Annotated in this window: 20 protein-coding genes; 7 read left to right on the top strand and 13 right to left on the bottom strand. The window is 64.9% G+C overall.

Annotated features, from left to right (window positions below; all coding sequences use genetic code 11):
- Nucleotides 1-58: 58 nt before the first annotated feature.
- Nucleotides 59-1,723, top strand: a complete 1,665-nt coding sequence (locus tag ABZ677_RS07425) for an FAD-binding dehydrogenase (protein ID WP_358367896.1) — start codon at nt 59-61, stop codon at nt 1,721-1,723.
- Nucleotides 1,724-1,725: 2 nt separating this feature from the next.
- Nucleotides 1,726-2,661 carry an MBL fold metallo-hydrolase gene (locus tag ABZ677_RS07420; protein ID WP_358367893.1) on the top strand — a complete coding sequence of 312 codons (936 nt, stop codon included), beginning with the start codon at nt 1,726-1,728 and terminating at the stop codon, nt 2,659-2,661.
- A gap of 26 nt (nt 2,662-2,687) precedes the next feature.
- Here the strand turns inward: ABZ677_RS07420 and ABZ677_RS07415 are convergent, their stop codons facing one another.
- Nucleotides 2,688-3,083 (bottom strand): LuxR C-terminal-related transcriptional regulator, encoded by a 396-nt coding sequence (locus ABZ677_RS07415; RefSeq protein WP_358367890.1) that lies wholly within the window; start codon nt 3,081-3,083, stop codon nt 2,688-2,690.
- Nucleotides 3,084-3,292: 209 nt separating this feature from the next.
- Between ABZ677_RS07415 and ABZ677_RS07410 the strand changes: the two genes are divergently transcribed.
- Nucleotides 3,293-4,534 carry a TetR family transcriptional regulator gene (locus tag ABZ677_RS07410; RefSeq protein WP_358367888.1) on the top strand — a complete coding sequence of 414 codons (1,242 nt, stop codon included), beginning with the start codon at nt 3,293-3,295 and terminating at the stop codon, nt 4,532-4,534.
- Nucleotides 4,535-4,561: 27 nt separating this feature from the next.
- Here the strand turns inward: ABZ677_RS07410 and ABZ677_RS07405 are convergent, their stop codons facing one another.
- The 6 genes from ABZ677_RS07405 to ABZ677_RS07380 form a co-directional block, all read right to left on the bottom strand.
- Complete coding sequence (locus ABZ677_RS07405; RefSeq protein ID WP_358367885.1) at nt 4,562-5,821, bottom strand: SpoIIE family protein phosphatase; 1,260 nt, start codon at nt 5,819-5,821, stop codon at nt 4,562-4,564.
- A gap of 15 nt (nt 5,822-5,836) precedes the next feature.
- Nucleotides 5,837-6,286, bottom strand: a complete 450-nt coding sequence (locus tag ABZ677_RS07400) for an ATP-binding protein (protein WP_358367882.1) — start codon at nt 6,284-6,286, stop codon at nt 5,837-5,839.
- Between the two features lie 28 nt (nt 6,287-6,314).
- A complete protein-coding gene (locus ABZ677_RS07395; protein ID WP_358367879.1) occupies nt 6,315-6,704 on the bottom strand; it encodes an anti-sigma factor antagonist in 390 nt (129 codons plus the stop codon).
- Nucleotides 6,705-6,735: 31 nt separating this feature from the next.
- Nucleotides 6,736-7,092: an anti-sigma factor antagonist gene (locus ABZ677_RS07390; protein WP_358367876.1), complete on the bottom strand. Its 357-nt coding sequence runs from the start codon at nt 7,090-7,092 to the stop codon at nt 6,736-6,738.
- Nucleotides 7,093-7,245: 153 nt separating this feature from the next.
- Nucleotides 7,246-8,838 carry an NAD(P)/FAD-dependent oxidoreductase gene (locus tag ABZ677_RS07385; protein ID WP_094739619.1) on the bottom strand — a complete coding sequence of 531 codons (1,593 nt, stop codon included), beginning with the start codon at nt 8,836-8,838 and terminating at the stop codon, nt 7,246-7,248.
- 154 nt (nt 8,839-8,992) lie between these two features.
- Entirely contained in the window at nt 8,993-9,430 is a 438-nt protein-coding gene (locus tag ABZ677_RS07380; RefSeq protein WP_358367873.1) for an SRPBCC family protein, read from the bottom strand.
- Between the two features lie 208 nt (nt 9,431-9,638).
- Between ABZ677_RS07380 and thiD the strand changes: the two genes are divergently transcribed.
- Nucleotides 9,639-10,430 (top strand): bifunctional hydroxymethylpyrimidine kinase/phosphomethylpyrimidine kinase, encoded by a 792-nt coding sequence (gene thiD, locus ABZ677_RS07375; protein WP_358367870.1) that lies wholly within the window; start codon nt 9,639-9,641, stop codon nt 10,428-10,430.
- Between the two features lie 132 nt (nt 10,431-10,562).
- Nucleotides 10,563-10,853, top strand: coding sequence for a hypothetical protein (locus ABZ677_RS07370; RefSeq protein ID WP_037192502.1), 291 nt, complete (start codon nt 10,563-10,565; stop codon nt 10,851-10,853).
- A 49-nt stretch (nt 10,854-10,902) separates the two neighbouring features.
- On the opposite strand, the gene ABZ677_RS07365 is transcribed toward ABZ677_RS07370, so the two are convergent.
- The 6 genes from ABZ677_RS07365 to ABZ677_RS07340 all read right to left on the bottom strand — a co-directional run bounded on the left by ABZ677_RS07365 (nt 10,903) and on the right by ABZ677_RS07340 (nt 14,369).
- Entirely contained in the window at nt 10,903-11,130 is a 228-nt protein-coding gene (locus ABZ677_RS07365) for a hypothetical protein (protein ID WP_358367867.1), read from the bottom strand.
- A gap of 28 nt (nt 11,131-11,158) precedes the next feature.
- The gene (locus tag ABZ677_RS07360; protein WP_094633367.1) at nt 11,159-11,419 is read right to left on the bottom strand and encodes a lipopolysaccharide assembly protein LapA domain-containing protein; all 261 of its coding nucleotides are present in this window, start codon (nt 11,417-11,419) and stop codon (nt 11,159-11,161) included.
- 94 nt (nt 11,420-11,513) lie between these two features.
- Nucleotides 11,514-11,684, bottom strand: a complete 171-nt coding sequence (locus tag ABZ677_RS07355) for a CsbD family protein (RefSeq protein ID WP_008718579.1) — start codon at nt 11,682-11,684, stop codon at nt 11,514-11,516.
- A 111-nt stretch (nt 11,685-11,795) separates the two neighbouring features.
- Nucleotides 11,796-12,602 carry a transglutaminase family protein gene (locus tag ABZ677_RS07350; RefSeq protein ID WP_358367862.1) on the bottom strand — a complete coding sequence of 269 codons (807 nt, stop codon included), beginning with the start codon at nt 12,600-12,602 and terminating at the stop codon, nt 11,796-11,798.
- 84 nt (nt 12,603-12,686) lie between these two features.
- On the bottom strand, nt 12,687-13,706 hold the full coding sequence (locus ABZ677_RS07345) for an LLM class flavin-dependent oxidoreductase (protein ID WP_037192325.1): 1,020 nt from the start codon (nt 13,704-13,706) through the stop codon (nt 12,687-12,689).
- 81 nt (nt 13,707-13,787) lie between these two features.
- On the bottom strand, nt 13,788-14,369 hold the full coding sequence (locus tag ABZ677_RS07340; protein ID WP_230596325.1) for a TetR/AcrR family transcriptional regulator: 582 nt from the start codon (nt 14,367-14,369) through the stop codon (nt 13,788-13,790).
- Nucleotides 14,370-14,464: 95 nt separating this feature from the next.
- Here ABZ677_RS07340 and ABZ677_RS07335 point away from each other — a divergent pair, with 95 nt between their 5' ends.
- Both ABZ677_RS07335 and ABZ677_RS07330 read left to right on the top strand, forming a co-directional pair.
- Entirely contained in the window at nt 14,465-15,607 is a 1,143-nt protein-coding gene (locus ABZ677_RS07335) for an acyl-CoA dehydrogenase family protein (protein WP_094633368.1), read from the top strand.
- 49 nt (nt 15,608-15,656) lie between these two features.
- A partial coding sequence (locus ABZ677_RS07330) for a carboxyl transferase domain-containing protein (RefSeq protein ID WP_358367859.1) occupies nt 15,657-16,153 on the top strand: 497 nt, incomplete at its 3' end.

Genomic DNA, 16,153 nt, shown 5'->3' with positions numbered 1-16,153 from the left:
CCTGCACCGACGACAGCACAGTCGAGGGAGACAGTCGGTCGAGCAGAAGAGTGGGGCAATGGACGCAGACGTGATCGTGGTGGGTGCAGGCTTGGCCGGACTGGTGGCGACCGCCGAACTGGCCGACGCCGGAAAGCGGGTGCTGCTCCTCGACCAGGAGCCCGAGCAGAACCTGGGCGGTCAAGCGTTCTGGTCACTGGGCGGTCTGTTCATGGTCGACACTCCGGAGCAGCGACGCATGGGCATCAAGGATTCTGCTGAGCTTGCGTGGCAGGACTGGCTCGGCACCGCGACCTTCGACCGCGGCATCGACGATCCCGCAGGCGAGGACTACTGGGGGCACCAGTGGGCGCGCGCGTACCTCGATTTCGCGGCGGGGGAGAAGCGGTCCTGGCTGCACGCGCAGGGTGTGCGCTGGGTACCCATCGTGGGGTGGGCCGAACGTGGTGGCTACCTCGCCGAGGGACACGGAAACTCGGTTCCGCGGTTCCACCTGACCTGGGGAACCGGGCCAGGAGTCGTCGCACCGTTCGAGCGTCGTGTGCGTGAGGCCGCCGACAAAGGGTTGGTGCGCTTCGGTTTTCGCCACCGCGTCGACGAATTCATCGTCAGCGCCGGAACGGTCGAGGGAGTCCGCGGTGCAGTTCTCGAACCCAGTTCCGCGGAGCGAGGTTCTGGCAGTACCCGCGTGGAGGTGAGCGAGTTCGAGCTGCGTGCCGGAGCCGTGCTCGTCACGGCGGGCGGCATCGGAGCCAACCATGACCTGGTGCGCGAGAACTGGCCGGCACGGTTGGGTACGGCCCCGAAGTCCCTCATCTCGGGAGTTCCCGAACACGTCGACGGCCGCATGCTCGGCATCACCGAGAAAGTCGGTGGCCGCCTGGTCAACAAGGACCGGATGTGGCACTACACCGAGGGCATCAAGAATTGGAATCCGATCTGGAAGAACCACGGAATCAGAATCATTCCCGGCCCGTCGTCCATGTGGTTCGACGCGCGTGGGCGACGGTTCCCTGTTCCCAACTTTCCTGGATTCGATACCCTTGGAACGTTGAAAGCCATCCAGGACAGTGGATTCGAGTACTCCTGGTTCGTTCTGACGCAGAAGATAATCGAGAAGGAGTTCGCGCTCTCGGGATCGGAGCAGAATCCGGACATCACCGGAAAGAACCTCAAGCTCGTTCTCGGCCGAGTGTTGCCCGGTGCGAGCGAACCGGTCGAGGCGTTCAAGAAGAACGGAGAGGATTTCGTCGTCGCCGACACCCTCGCCGAACTCGTCCAGGGAATGAACAGGGTCTCCGGCGAGGATCTGATCGACCTCGCCGATCTGAAGCGGCAGATCGAGGCCCGCGACCGTGAGGTCGACAATCCGTTCACCAAGGACCTGCAGATCTCCGCAATACACAACTCGCGTCGTTCGCGCGGAGAGCGCATCGCCCGTACGGCCTCACTGCACAAGATCCTCGATCCCAAGTCGGGTCCGTTGATCGCCGTGCGTCTGAACATCATCACCCGGAAAACGTTGGGCGGCATTCAAACCGACCTGCAGGGTCGTGTCCTCGACGGCGACGGACACGCGATCGACGGCCTGTGGGCGGCAGGTGAGATCGCCGGTTTCGGCGGCGGCGGTGTGCACGGGTACCGCTCGTTGGAGGGAACGTTCCTGGGTGGGTGCATCTTCGGTGGCCGGCAGGCCGGACGCGCGCTCGCTGCGCAGGCGTGACAGTGGCCAGGAGAATCGGTCGTCCCGCGCTGCCCGGTCCGACGGAGATCGCCACCACGGCGTCGGCGGGTCCGCGGTCGCCGGTGACGGTGTCGTTCCTCGGCGTCAGCACGGTGCTCTTCGACGACGGCGAATCGGCGATCCTCACCGACGGCTTCTTCTCGCGACCGTCGCTTCCGAAAACCCTTGCCCTACCGCTGCGGTCGGACATGCAGCGCATCGATGCGGCCCTGCGCAGAGCAGGGATCACCACGCTCGACGCTGTGCTGTGCGCTCACTCGCACTACGATCACGCACTCGACTCGGCGGCGGTAGCGCTGCGCACCGGTGCCGTTCTGGTCGGCGGTTCCTCGACCGGTTTCATCGGGCGGGGTTCGGACCTCCCGGACGACCGCATCGTCGTGGTCGAGAACGGTGGGACAACGGCGCTCGGCAACTTTGCCGTCACGTTCGTCGAATCGGTCCACTCGTATCCGGATCGAGCGCACGGAACGATAGACCGGCCACTGACCCAACCGGCTCGGGTGCGCGAGTACCGGTGCGGTGAGGCATGGTCGATGCACGTCGAACACGTTCCGAGTGGCCGGACCGCACTCGTCCACAGCAGCGCCGGTTTCCGGTCCGGCATGCTCGACGGTCGCCGTGCCGACGTGGTCTACCTCTCGATAGGACAACTCGGCCGCCGACCGCACGCGTTCGTCGAGCAGTACTGGCAGGAGACGGTCGTGGCGGTCGGTGCCCGACGCGTGGTCCTGACGCACTGGGACAACTTCTTTCGGTCCCTGGACGAACCACTGCAGGCGCTCGCGTACGCCTTCGACGACATGTCTGCCTCGATCGATGTGCTGGACGCCTGCGCGCGAAGAGACGGCATCGCCCTCGAACTACCGACCCTGTGGCGACGCAGCGACCCGTGGGCCGACCGAGGGCGGGTGTGATCCGGGGCCGTCTCAGCGCAGGTCGGTCAGAGATCGTCGAGGGTGACCAAGCCGTCCTGCAGCGCCCGGGCCACGAGCGAGGCTTTGGTGGGTGCCGCTCGACCGACCGTGGCATACTTCGCGCGAATTCGAGACAGGTGGGTATTCACCGTGCCGAGCGCGATGTGCAGAACCGCACAGACTTCTTGTTTGGAGTCGCAGCGCAACCACGCACCGAGGACTGCGATTTCGCGTGCGGTGAGTCCCGGATCGGCAAGCGTCGACGCGTCCTGCGGTGAGGTGGGCTTCTCGGTGCCGGAATTCGCGGCGGTCCTGGCCCGCACCGTCGATGCACTGCGGCGCGGCGCGAATCGCTGCGCCTGGTGGATCGAGGTACCGGGCGGAGCCTGAATCGTCGTGGTCGACAGACCTGTACTCGTCACTCGCATTGCATCCGACCCCGCTGTCCGACTTGGGTGTTTCGAACATCCGACCACGCCGGAAAACATGAAACAACACCAAAGGGTTCGAGGCCGAGCACTGCATTGGAGATAGTTGTCGAATTGGCTTTACACACTTGTAAAATCAGGGGCCGACGGAACCATTGCTATAGTTCGTAATCCACTGGATCGAACACCGTAGGCGGTCGTCGTTGAGCCCGAAATCCACACCCCGCGAACAACTGCTCCGGGCGGGCTCACGGTTGCTGACCGATCTCGACATGTCGGTGCTGGCCAGGTCTTTGTCGATTGCCTCGGTCGTGGAAGAAGCCGGGCTGTCGCATCAGACTTTTCACAATGCGTACCCCGGGTCCTCCCGTGCAGGGGAGCGTGGTGGCAAGGAAGCGTTCGTCGAGGACCTGCTCGCGCACGTGACCCTGCAGTACGCGAAGCCCGACGACGCAGGGCATCTCTCGTCGGATCTCGCGTCCTATTTCGAGCAACTGACCTCCGGCCTGCTGCGCAGGAGAATGATCGGCGCCATGATCGCCTCCGACCACGCCGGAGCACGATCGTCGCTGGCACCCGAATTCGGCGCCATGGACGACGCCGTCGAGGACGCTCTCCGACTCGAGCTGCGTGAGCTCGGGGGTTCGGTGAGAACGCCGCTGACGGTGACCGCACTGTCCACGGTCCTCGTCGCTCTGCTCGACGGGCTCGCTTTCCGCGAAACCCTCAGCCCGGGAACGGTGCCCACGTCTCGAGCGTCCGCTGCCGTCGAATCGCTGCTGGACTGGGCTGTGGACCCGGTTCACTCTGATCGTCGTGAACGCACCGCACGACCGGCGGACGCGCCTGCAGCTGTCGAGGCTCTCGATCATTCGAGGGCCGACATCGAATCCGACGTCATCGCGGCGACCGAGACGTTGTTCGCGGCGCACGGATACTTCTCGGTCACCCTCGCCGACATCGCAACAGCGTCCTCGCTCACCGTTGCCGATCTCAAGCGCCTCTTCCCGAGCAAGGTCGACATCATCGTCGCTGCACTGACGCCGGAGTTCGAGCGCGTCCTTCGGCTGGGGCGCGCCGACGCCCGACTGGAAGTGGAACCGATTGCTGCACTGGAGCGTTCGGTCAATCGGCTTGCGGAGTTCGTCGCGCGCAACCGCTCGATGAGCTCGGGAATGCTGCTGGCCCTGAGCTTCGAGCAGTTTCACCAGCCGAGCACCGTCACCACCATTCGGGAGCAACTACCGCTGCCCTCGGCGCTCACCCCGATCCTCGAACGTGGCCAGCGGCGAGGCGACTTCGGTACGGAGGCGTCGGCGAGTGAACTGGCGACGATACTCGCCAACAACGTGGTCATCAGATCCGTCTCCCGGTCCGAGGAAGGCCCGGAACAAGTGTCCGACTACGTTCTGCGGGTGTTCCTCTCGGGAATTCGCGCTCGTTGAGCGAACCCGCGGGCTCGGCCTCGACAGCTACGAGTCGGCGTCGTCGCGGGGTACCTCGAAGGCGAGCAGAGCGACGTCGTCCTGCAGGCCGTCCCCGAAGGACGCCAAGAGGGAAGTCAGGTCGTCGACGATCTTCGGTGCGGTCGTCGAACCCTCTCCGGCAGCGAAGGATTCGAGGCCACCGTGGTCGTCGAAGCGCGTCCGTCCTGGTCCGACGATCGCTTCGGTCAATCCGTCGGTGTAGAACACCATGACGTCGCCTGGTTGCAGGGTCACCGATGCCGACGCGAAGTGCGGCTCGGCCAATGCTCCGACCAACTGGCCACCGGTGGTGTCGACGAAGTCGACGACGGCGTCGTGTGTGATGCGCAGGGCCGGCGGATGCCCGCCGCTGGCGAGATTCACCACCGCGCCGTCCGGTCCCGGGGTGATGGTGCCGAAAACCACCGTGCAGAAACGTGGGTCGTCGCCGTGGAACTCATGGTGCAGAACGGTATTGAGGTTCTCGAGCACCGATATCGGGTTGCGGTCGAAGACGGCGGCGGCCCGCAGGGTGTACCGAGTCAGTGAAGTCACGGCGGCGGCTCCGGCCCCCTTGCCACTGACGTCGCCGAGGAAGAATCCCCACGTTCCTTTGTCGAGAGGAAACACGTCGTAGAAGTCGCCGCCGACCTCGTCGAGGGATGCGGGGTGATAGTGGGCTGCCACGTTCATGCCCGTCGGAGCCGACAGGATCGGCGGCAGCAGAGTGCGTTGCAACGTCGAGGCCAGGATCTGCACCTGCGTTCTCTCCGCCTCGGCGAGCTTGCGTGCTTCCTCCGACGCGCTCAGTGCGTCCTGCGATCTGTCCAGCGCGGCCTCTGCGTTGTCCTGGGCGGCCTCCGCGGTGTCGCGGGCGTCGACCAGGTCCCTTTCGCGCACGTTGCGTTCGGTCTCGTTGTGCAGCGTCATCGTCACCGTCAGGGCCCCCGCGGGCGTACGCAGGCTGTTGGCCAGAATCGATACGGCAATCGCGGCACGTCGATCGGTCGCAACGGTCAAGTCTGCGGTCGCTCCGATCGGTGAGTCCGATCCCGATGTCGACGCGACATCCAGCAGAGCCGTCAGCATCGGCTCGAACTCGACCGTGAACAGCTCGGTGACGGTCGTTCCGACGAGCGCCTCGCGGCTGCGCGAGGTGATCCGCGCAGCGGCCGTGTTCGCGTAGAGGATTCGCAAGGTGGCGACGTCGACCGAGAAGACGCCACAGGGTGCCGTGTCGAGTAGATCAGCAGCCGGGGCAGACATGGGGACTCCCTTCGGTCATGACGAGCGGGTGGCGGATCTCGCGCGGTCGGTCGTGACCGGATCGGTCCACACCGCAGTCACCACGGTGCCGTAACCGGGTCGATGGTCGACGAGGAGTTCGTCGGCCACCGCGGCTGCCAGTTGCAGACCGTGGCTGCGATTGGTCGCAGGCGTCGGTGGACGCCACGTTCCGGTATCGGAGATCGTCACCGTCAGCGTCCGGTGTTCGTAGGCGGCGGTGATGGTCATCGTTCCGGGCTCGGGCACCGAGTGATAGGCGTGTTCGACCACGTTCGCGAGTGCCTCGTAGACCCCGAGGACGATGTCGTCCACCAGATCGTTCCTCACGCCGAGTTCGACGGTCCAATGGTGCAACCGGTGCCTGATGACGGTTGCCACGGCGGGCTCGGCGGGCGCGGTGTGGCTCCAGCGATGGGGGAGCGCCGTGGGGCTGCTCTCGGTCATGAAAGGTGTCCGAGTCGGTATCGGCGAGTCATCGGTCGACCTCCTCGTCGAGAGATGCCGACCGAACATGGTCCACCGCGTCGGGCACGGTCGTGAAGGTCGCCATCACCCGATCGATGCCACTGAGCTGCACCGGCCGAACCACGACACCGTCGACCGCCACCAGTGCCATGCGCGAGGCGTCGGGTAGTCGATCGCACACTCGAACCAGCACTGTGATCGCACTGGACGAGAGGAAGCTGACGTTCGTCAGGTCCACCACGAGTCCACCTCGTGCGGTGTCGGCAGCGGGGAACGCGACGGCCGACAGTTCCGGGATGGTGTCGAGGTCGAGTTCGCCTCGAACGGTGAGCACGGTAGTCGCGTCGTGTGCCGCCGCCGCGATCTCGAAGGGTGCTCCGGTCGGCTCGTCTGGCATGTTTTCGACGTTACCTGTTAGCGAGTCCGATTCACGACCGAAACGTGTCGGCGAACAGGCCGCCTGCACCCAGTACCTCCAGGACCATGCGCACCGACCGTGCGGGTGCGAGCACGGCGATCTTGCCCGGATGTACGTAGGTGGCGTCGATGATCGCGTTGGCGACGCCGGAGTACATGAACGACACCTCCGACAGATCGACCGAGACCCGATCGGACGCGGAGGCCAACCGGTCGAGACTGTGGACGAATTCGGCGCGAGTGGACATGTCCAGTTCGCCGAAGGCTCGCAGAGTGTTGTGGCGGTTCGAGCCCATGACCGTCTCGAGTCGGAACACGCCCTCGTCATCGCGAATGGAGCGTTCCATGGTTGCGGTGCTGGTCAACATGCTTACCTCTTCCCCGAAGCGATCGTTCCCGGCGGGTGCCCCCGGTTGCGAGACGCTGAGTTGTTGTGCTTTCAACGATGCCAGTGTCCGATTTCGGAAGACTCCGTCGGAGGTCTCGAATCGGTAACGAAGGATCTCGGTCCGATAACGGCGCTACCGGGTCAACACGTCGATGAGCGAACCGGTGATCTTCTTCTTCACCCAGCCACGTACACCTCGCTGGCCGAGAGCTGCCCGGGCAGCATTGAGGCCGGCTGCCCCGTGCACTCCGCCACCCGGGTGCGCTGATGCCGAACCCAGGAACAGGCCCTCCACCGGCGTTTCCGATCGCCCCAGCCCCGGCGTCGGACGAAAGATCAACTGCTGCTGCAGCTGCGCGGTTCCGCCGTTCACCGCACCACCGTGCAGATTGGCGTCGGCACCGTGCAGATCGCTCGGTCGCTGTACGACCCGGCCGACGACCGAGTCCAGGAATCCCGGGGCGTGAGCGTCGAGGACTCGGTCCACTCGATCCGCCACTGTGTCGGCGGCCGCGTCGTCGACGACGCCTCTCGGCAGATGCGTGTAGGCCCAGGCGCTTTCGGTGCCCTCCGGCGATCTGCTCCGATCCGCAGTGGTCATCTGGCCGAACAGCATGAAGGGGCTCTGCGGGAGAACCCCGGTGGTGAGGTCGGCTGCCCAATGCACGAGACCGTTGTCGTCGGCCCCCAGATGAACCGTGCCGGCATCGGCCAAAGAAGGTGAGTTCCAAGGGATTCGACGATCGAGTGCATAATTCACCTTCACCACCGGGGTGTCCCACTCGAAGGTGCGCAGGTCGTCGTGGACGCGACGCGGAACGGCGTCGAACGGAAGCAGCGAACCGTACAGAGCCGGTGCGGACACGTCGGCCACGATGGCCCGGCGCGCCCGAAACGTGCTTCCGGCCGCAGTGTGCACAGCACGAGCGCGGCCGCCGCGCACCTCGATGTGCTCGACAGCCTGACCGCATTCGAGCACCGCACCCGACGCGGCCCCACGGCGTATCAACGCGCTTGTCAGCGCGGACGATCCGCCCACGGGGGTAGGAAACCCGACGTCCTGGGCCAGCATGGTGAGCAGCCAACCCATCATGCCGCTCACCGGGGCATCGGTCGGAACGTCGCCGTGCATGGCGTTGCCCAGCAGGAGGCAGCGAGCAGCCTCGCTGTGGAAGAGCTCGTGAGCCATCACCCGAGCGGGGAGGGCAGCGAATCGTGCGAAGCGCAGTGTCTCCGGCACTCCCAGGGTGCGGACGAGTCGAGCCGCGGGGACGGCCGGTGGAAACGGTCCGAACAGCGAATTCATGAAGGGCTCGCGAATGCGTTCCCATTGCTCGAAGAGCCGCAGCCAGGTTCGGCCGTCTCGCGCGTCGTGTTCCGACAGCCGCGCGGCGGTGGTCTCGACGTCGTGGTGGACGACCGGAGCGTCGGTGTCCTGCGGTGACCGCGCGTGGCCGTACACCGCGGGGGAGTGCGACCACTGCAGCCCGTGGCTTTCCAACTCGAGTGCCTTCATGGCAGGCGAGGCGAGAGCCAGCGGATAGAAGGCGCTGAAGAGGTCGCTGGTGAAACCGGGAACGAGTTCGGCGCTGCGCACAGCGCCGCCTGGGTGTTCGGCGGCCTCGAGGACCACGACGTCCCAGCCGGCGTCTGCCATCGCTGCCGCCGCGACCAAGCCGTTGTGGCCACTGCCGATCACGATCGCGTCGACCTCGGTGGTGGTCATGAGACTGCACTCCTCTGGTCGGTAGCGGTCTTGCTGGTCAGCAGGTTACCGACGAAGTGCGGCGCGACTCTCACGCCGAGAGCGGGGCTTCCGGCAACGCGTACGAACACGAACAGCACGTTTCCCGAAACCGATTGCCGCAGTGGTGTCTTGCTCACGGTGCAGTGGACCGCTCGGCCAGGAGCGCGAGCCTGCGTAGCGCCTCGGCGTTGCGAGGATGCGCCAGCAGGTGCTGTACCCGATCCGGCACCAGATCGAAGGGCGCGGTGATCGCATGCTCGATGATCTCGATACGGCACCCTGTGGCGACAGGATGCAGTCGCACCGTGATCGACGCCTTTCCGAACGGCAATGCTCGTGCCTCCAGCACCAGTTCGCGACCGGCGTGAAGTCCCACCGAACGCGTGACATCACTGAGCACCGCCGGCCACGCACCGACCGAGTGATGGATCGAGCTACCGACAGCGGGCCAGTGTCCATCGACCGCGCGGATGCGGGATGCGCCGACGACCCAGGTCGCATAGCTCCATCCGTTCGCCAGGACGCTCCAGACGTCCTCGCAACTGGCTGTCGTACTTCTGCTGGTGGGCACGATTCGGCCTCCGAACTCTCGTCGTGGTGCGTGATTGCACGATCGCCGATCGTGCGCCGCTACTCCTGGGCTCGAAGTCGATGTACTGCGCGGTGTCGTTGCGTGCTCGGTGGCACGAACGAAATCGACGTATGCCCCGAAACTGCCGGACCCAATCCGGTGGCGACCACTCGCGTCGGTGCGGATCGGCGATTGTCATACTGAGGTCATGTCGACAATCGCGTACGTCATCGCTGGTTCGGAAGCCACCGGCGGAGCCGGTCTGCAAGCAGATCTCAAGACCTTCGAGCGGCTCGGGGTCTACGGAGTCGGCACGATCACGTGCATCGTCTCGTTCGATCCGAAGGCGGGCTGGGGTCACCGATTCGTACCCATCGACAGCACGGTCATTGCCGATCAGATCGAAGTAGCCACTGCCGCACATGATCTCGATGTCGTGAAGATCGGCATGCTCGGCACCCCCGTCACCGTGGACACGGTAGCGACGTCGTTGCGTCTGCAGCCGTGGCGGCATGTGGTGGTCGATCCGGTGCTGATCTGCAAGGGCCAGGAGCCGGGCGCCGCACTCGACACCGACAACGCCCTGCGGCGCGACATTCTTCCGTTGGCCACCGTGATCACCCCCAATCTGTTCGAGGCGCAGACCTTGTCCGGAATGGACGCCATCGACACCGTCGACGACCTGGGTGAGGCCGCCAAGAGAATTGCCGATCTCGGGCCTCGTATCGTGGTGGTCAAAGGCGGCGCGGGTCTGCCCGGCGACGAGGCCGTCGACGTCGTCTACGACGGGTCCGAACTGACGGTGCTGCGCGCCCCCAAGGTGGGCGAAGAACGCGTGTCGGGTGCCGGCTGCGTGTTCGCCGCAGCCATCACCGCTGAGCTCGCGAAGGGCACGGACGTGCTCGACGCGGTCGCCACCGCCAAAGATTTCGCCCACGCCGGCATCGTCGGTCGACTGACGAGCCACGCTCCGTTCGCTGCAGTGAGTTGGCACGACTGAGCCTCGGTCGCATGTTTGTGGACGGCGGGTTCGGGGAAGAGCGAGGTGCAGGCGGCGAACGCTTCTCAGGACCGGCTTGCGGTCAGTGGCCGTCGCACATCATCTCGAGAGGTCCGCATGGAGCACGAGAACATGAGCGAAGCCGACGCCGGTGCCACCGATGACGACCGGACAACCCGCGGCCACGCCGGTGAGGCAATCGTCGACACCCGCAACTGGCCGGGATACATCTGCATCGGCCTGGCATTGGTGAGCCTCGGCCTCACACTCACCGCGGCCGGGTACGGGTTCGGTGGCTGGACGTGGATCGGGGCGGTAGCCGCGCCGGTTCTCCTGATCGCCGGAATTGTGCTTGTGCTGCTGGAGCGCAAGCGCGTGAAGGCTCAGGAAGGCAAGTCGCTGACCGACCCGGCAGGACATTGATCGTCGCCGTGCCGGTCGGTACAGCTGGTCGACGCACTCGTCGACCGGTCTAGCGAAGGGCGTGCTCGGACTCGCGATCCTTGCTGCCCTGCGACTTGTCTGCTCGTCGTTGCGCGAATCTGCCTGCCGACTTCAGACCTTTCGATACGACGTTGTCCTTTCCCGTTCGCTTCTCGAGGCTCTGACCGGCGAATGCCAGCAGTCGGGCGAGAATGGGGAGCCCTACCGCGACGATGAGGTAGCGATACAGGTACTTGCGTGCGAGCAAGGGAATCATCGGAGGAATCCTGTCGTGTCGAAGTCGGTCAGCGGACTGCGCGTCGGACCTTCAGTGCGGCCGTTGCGGCGAGCGTGATGACGGCACCGACGACAGCGGCACCGAGTAGGGACACACCCTGAGCGAGTTCGAAGTTCCAGCCGAGGAAGTTGATGTTGGTGTGAATCGTGTTCTGCAGCACGAAGATCACCAGTGCTGCGACGAGGACGAGCGTGATGAGGAGGGCGAGCTTCGAAGCGAATCCGCCGCGACGCTTGGTGGTCCCGGCCGTGTCGGTCGATGAGGTCATGAGGGGAATCCGTTCTCTGGTGTGAAGAAGAGTGGGGTGAAGAGCGAGTGCCGCCGATCATCGAGATCGGCGGCACTCGATGCGATGGAGTGGGTTACTTGAAGGTGTCCTTGATGTTCTCGCCGACCTTCTTCACGCCTGCCGAACCCTGGTCCTTCTTGCCCTCGGCCTCGAGGTCCTTGTTGTCGGTGGCGTCGCCGACAACTTCCTTGGCCTTGCCGATGGCGTCCTCTGCTGCGTTCTTGGCCTTGTCGATGAAGCTCATGGTGAACACCTTTCAGGTGGCTGTGAATGTTGGTAACGGATACTTAGTCGGTTTCAGTCGCCGAAAACAAACGCCGCTGTGAGGTAGCTCACGATGGCACCCGGTTGGGGATCAGGTGAGGGAGACCAACTCGGTGATGTCGTCCTGGGGGAGCTCGCCGTCGACCACGGCGGTGACGACAGAACTGTTCAGGGTGATGGCACCCTTGTGGTTGTCCAGGAAAGCGGTGTCGGCAGCATCGCGACCGACCGAGATCCGGACCAGCGTCGAGCGAGGTGCGAGGCACGTGGCATCGACGACGCGCCACTGGCCACCGACGAACGCTTCGGCTACCGCGTGGAAGTCCATCGGATCGCAGCCGGGTGCGTACACCGCCACCAGGCGGGCCGGAACGTTGACCGCACGCAGCATGGCGACCACGAGGTGTGAGTAGTCGCGGCAGACGCCCTGTCCGGCGAGGAGCGTGTCGACGGCTCCGTCGATCGGATCACTGCTTCCCGGAACGTAGCTCAGGCGCGCGCCCACCCATGCGGAAATCTTGGCCAGCAGTTCCTCGGAGTCCGCGTAGTCGCCGAATTCGGTTGCGGCGAATCCGTAGAACTTGTCGGCCTCGGCGTACCGACTGGGTCGGAGGTAGAGCGACATGTCGTAGTCGGTGACCGGTGCCGGGGTGGTGTTGCCCAGGATCGTGGCGTCGTACGACACCTGCAGGTTGCCCACGTCGGCAGGCATGACGTGAATTCGGTTGCCGTGCGGCCCGCTCACTTCCTTTGCCTCGATGGGGTTGCCGTGGAGAACGAAGGACAGTGATTCGGTGACCGTCGTGCCCGGATGTGGGGCGATCGCAATCTGGAATTCGAGCGTGGTGGCTGCGGTGATGTCTACATCGAGGCGCGCGGATACGTCGCGTTTGAGCATGGGAACTCCTGGCAGGTGGGGGTGGGTGAACTCGCTGCCAGTACCCACGTTCGCCGAACCCAAACGCATACGCTCACCAGGTGATCAACGCCACCCCAGCGCCGGAGCGACGTCGCGGAGCAGTGTCTCCAATACGTGCGCGCAGTACTCGACGCCCAGCTGATTGGGGACGGTGAGCAGCAGAGTGTCTGCGGCCGCGATCGCTTCGTCTGCAGCGAGCTCCTCGATCAGCCGATCGGGCTCACCCGCGTACGTCTTGCCGAATCGAGCTTTGCCGCCGTCGAGATAGCCGACCTGGTCGTCGCCAGTGCCCTCCCGGCCGAAGTAGGCACGGTCGAGATCGTTGACGATCGGAAAGATGCTGCGGCTCACGGACGTTCGCGGCGCGAAGTCGTGTCCGGCGTCGCTCCACGTCTTGTGGAATCGCTCGATCTGCTCGGCCTGCAGTTGATGGAACGGCACACCGGTGTCTTCGCTCAACAGCGTCGAACTCATCAGATTCATGCCCTGTCGCGCGGTCCACTCGGCGGTCTCGCGGGTGCCGGCGCCCCACCAGATTCGCTGCCGCAAACCGGGGGAGTGCGGTTCGAGGCGCAGTAGTCCGGGCGGGTTGGGAAACATCGGCCGTGGATTGGGCTGCGCGAAGCCCTTGCCTTCGAGGAGGTCGAGGTAGATACGGGTGTGCTCGCGGGCCATGTCGGCATGATCGGAGCCCTCGGCCGGGGTGTAGCCGAAATAGCGGTAACCCTCGATGACCTGCTCGGGCGATCCTCTGCTGATCCCGAGCTGCAGCCGCCCACCCGAGATGAGATCGGCGGAGCCCGAATCCTCGGCCATGTAGAACGGGTTCTCGTAGCGCATGTCGATGACGCCGGTGCCGATCTCGATGGTGCTCGTCCTGGCGCCGACGGCAGCGAGCAGAGGGAACGGCGACGCGAGTTGGTTGGCGAAGTGATGGACGCGGTAGTACGCGCCGTCGGCACCCAGTTCTTCGGCTGCGACCGCCAGGTCGATGGACTGCAGCAGCACGTCCGACGCGGACCTCGTCTGCGACTGTGGGGACGGTGACCAGTGTCCGAAGGACAGGAATCCGATCTTCTTCATCACGTGCTCTTCCGTTGAAGGATCAACTACATTCACTGTACTTCAGCGTGTGTCGGGGTGAATCCATTCCCGGCGTCGGGGCTACGCGCCGATGCCTGCGGTCAAGAGCTTCGCCAGTTCGAGATAGGCGTCGCCGTCGCTCAGTCCGGTCAGGCGGAACACCTCGCGAGTCTGAATGCGAACCATGACCGAGGAGGCGACGTCGCCGACGAAGGCCGCGTGCACGTCGCGCACTTCGCCGCTGGCCACGCCCTCGCTGATCAGTTCCTGGACGCGGCGCGCGGCGATCGCAGTGTTGCGTTCGTACACCGAGCGGGCCGCCTCGAGTGATGCCAGGTCGGTCATGAACTGCTCGGACGCCGATTCCAGAGCTGCTCCCACCGCGGTCAGATATGTGGTGATGCGATTGCGGGTGCCGTCGACCTCGGCGACCGCGCTTTCGACCTGCGTGGTCATGGACTTGAAGTAGTGCACGGTGGCACCGCCGACCAGCTGGTCCTTGCTCGACGCCAGTGTGTACAGGGTGGACTTGGAGCATCGGAGGCGGGCCGCGATGGTGTCGAGCGTCAGGTGTGCGAAGCCCTCCGCCAGAAACAGGCTCACGAGCTGGTCGAAGAGTTCGGAACGGCGTGCCGTCGCATGCGAGGTCACGGGTGCGTTCACATCAGGGATGGTACTGCATCGCCTTGTGCAGTACTCTGCATCAGTACTGCGGATCATCCGGCAGTACTGGTCCGAACTTTCCGGAGGTTTTTCACGTGCCCGTCGATCGTCTGTTGCCCACTGCCGAAGCGCGCGACCTCATCGCGCTGACCCGCGACGTGGCAGACAAGGTGCTCGACCCGATCGTCGACGACCACGAACGGCGTGAGGCGTACCCCGACCGCGTGTTCGCCACCCTGGGTGAGGCGGGACTGCTGAGCCTGCCGTACGCGGAGGAATGGGGAGGTGGAGGTCAACCGTACGAGGTCTACCTCCAGGTCCTCGAAGAACTGGCGTCGCGCTGGGCGGCAGTGGCAGTCGCAGTGAGCGTGCACGGTCTGGCTTGCTATCCCGTGATGGCGTTCGGTACCGACCGACAGAAAGCCGACAAGCTTCCCGACATGCTCGGTGGGGCACAGATCGGCGCCTACTCGCTGTCCGAGGCGCAGGCCGGTTCGGACGCTGCCGCATTGAGTTGCAAGGCCACCCCGACCGAGGGCGGCTACACGGTGAACGGATCGAAGGCGTGGATCACGCACGGCGGAGTGGCCGACTTCTACAACCTGTTCGCTCGAACAGGCGAAGGATCGAAGGGTATCTCGTGCTTTCTGGTTCCGGATGGAACCGACGGCCTGAGCTTCGGCAGGCCCGAGGAGAAGATGGGACTGCACGCGATCCCGACGACCTCGGCGCACTACGACAACGTGCACGTACCCACCGAGTGGCGAATCGGCGCGGAGGGGCAGGGACTGCAGATCGCCTTCAGTGCACTCGATGCCGGACGGCTCGGAATTGCCGCTGTAGCAGTGGGAATCGCCCAGGCGGCACTCGACGACGCGGTGAAGTACGCGCAGGAACGTACGGCGTTCGGCAAGAAGATCATCGACCACCAAGGCCTCGGTTTCGTGCTGGCGGACATGGCGGCGGCAGTGGACTCCGCCCGCGCCACCTACCTCGATGCTGCCCGTCGGCGTGACGCCGGACTTCCGTACTCGCGCAACGCTTCGGTGGCCAAGCTGATCGCCACCGATGCTGCCATGAAGGTGACCACCGATGCGGTGCAGGTGTTCGGCGGCTACGGGTACACCCGCGACTTCCGCGTCGAGCGCTATATGCGCGACGCCAAGATCACTCAGATTTTCGAGGGCACCAACCAGATTCAGCGTCTGGTGATCGCTCGTTCACTCGCAACCAGCTGACATCAGAACCATTCGACACGTCCGAACAGCAACCGTAGGGGACACCTTCATGACAACGACCGAACCCGATATTCATACGACTGCGGGTAAATTGGCCGATCTTCGTAAACGTCTCGCGGTTGCGGAGATTCCCTCCGGTGAGGCGGCGGTGGACAAGGTCCACGCCAAAGGCAAGCTGACCGCCCGTGAGCGGATCACCGCGTTGCTCGACGAGGGCTCGTTCGTCGAACTCGACGCCCTCGCCCGGCACCGCTCCCAGAACTTCGGATTGGCCGACAACCGACCCTTCGGTGACGGCGTCGTCACCGGCTACGGCACCGTCGACGGCCGCGATGTGTGCGTGTTCTCCCAGGACGCGACCGTCTTCGGAGGCTCGTTGGGCGAAATCTACGGCGAGAAGATCGTCAAGGTCATGGACCTGGCCGTCAAGACCGGACGCCCCCTGGTCGGGATCAACGAAGGTGCCGGAGCCCGCATCCAGGAAGGGGTCGTCTCCCTCGGACTGTACGGCGAGATCTTCCACCGCAACGTCCGCGCCTCCGGAGT

Source organism: Rhodococcus sp. NPDC006774 (assembly GCF_040636045.1).
GTDB lineage: Bacteria > Actinomycetota > Actinomycetes > Mycobacteriales > Mycobacteriaceae > Rhodococcoides.
The sequence above is the reverse complement of the archived record's forward strand: the minus strand, read 5'-3'. Positions and strand labels throughout refer to the sequence as shown.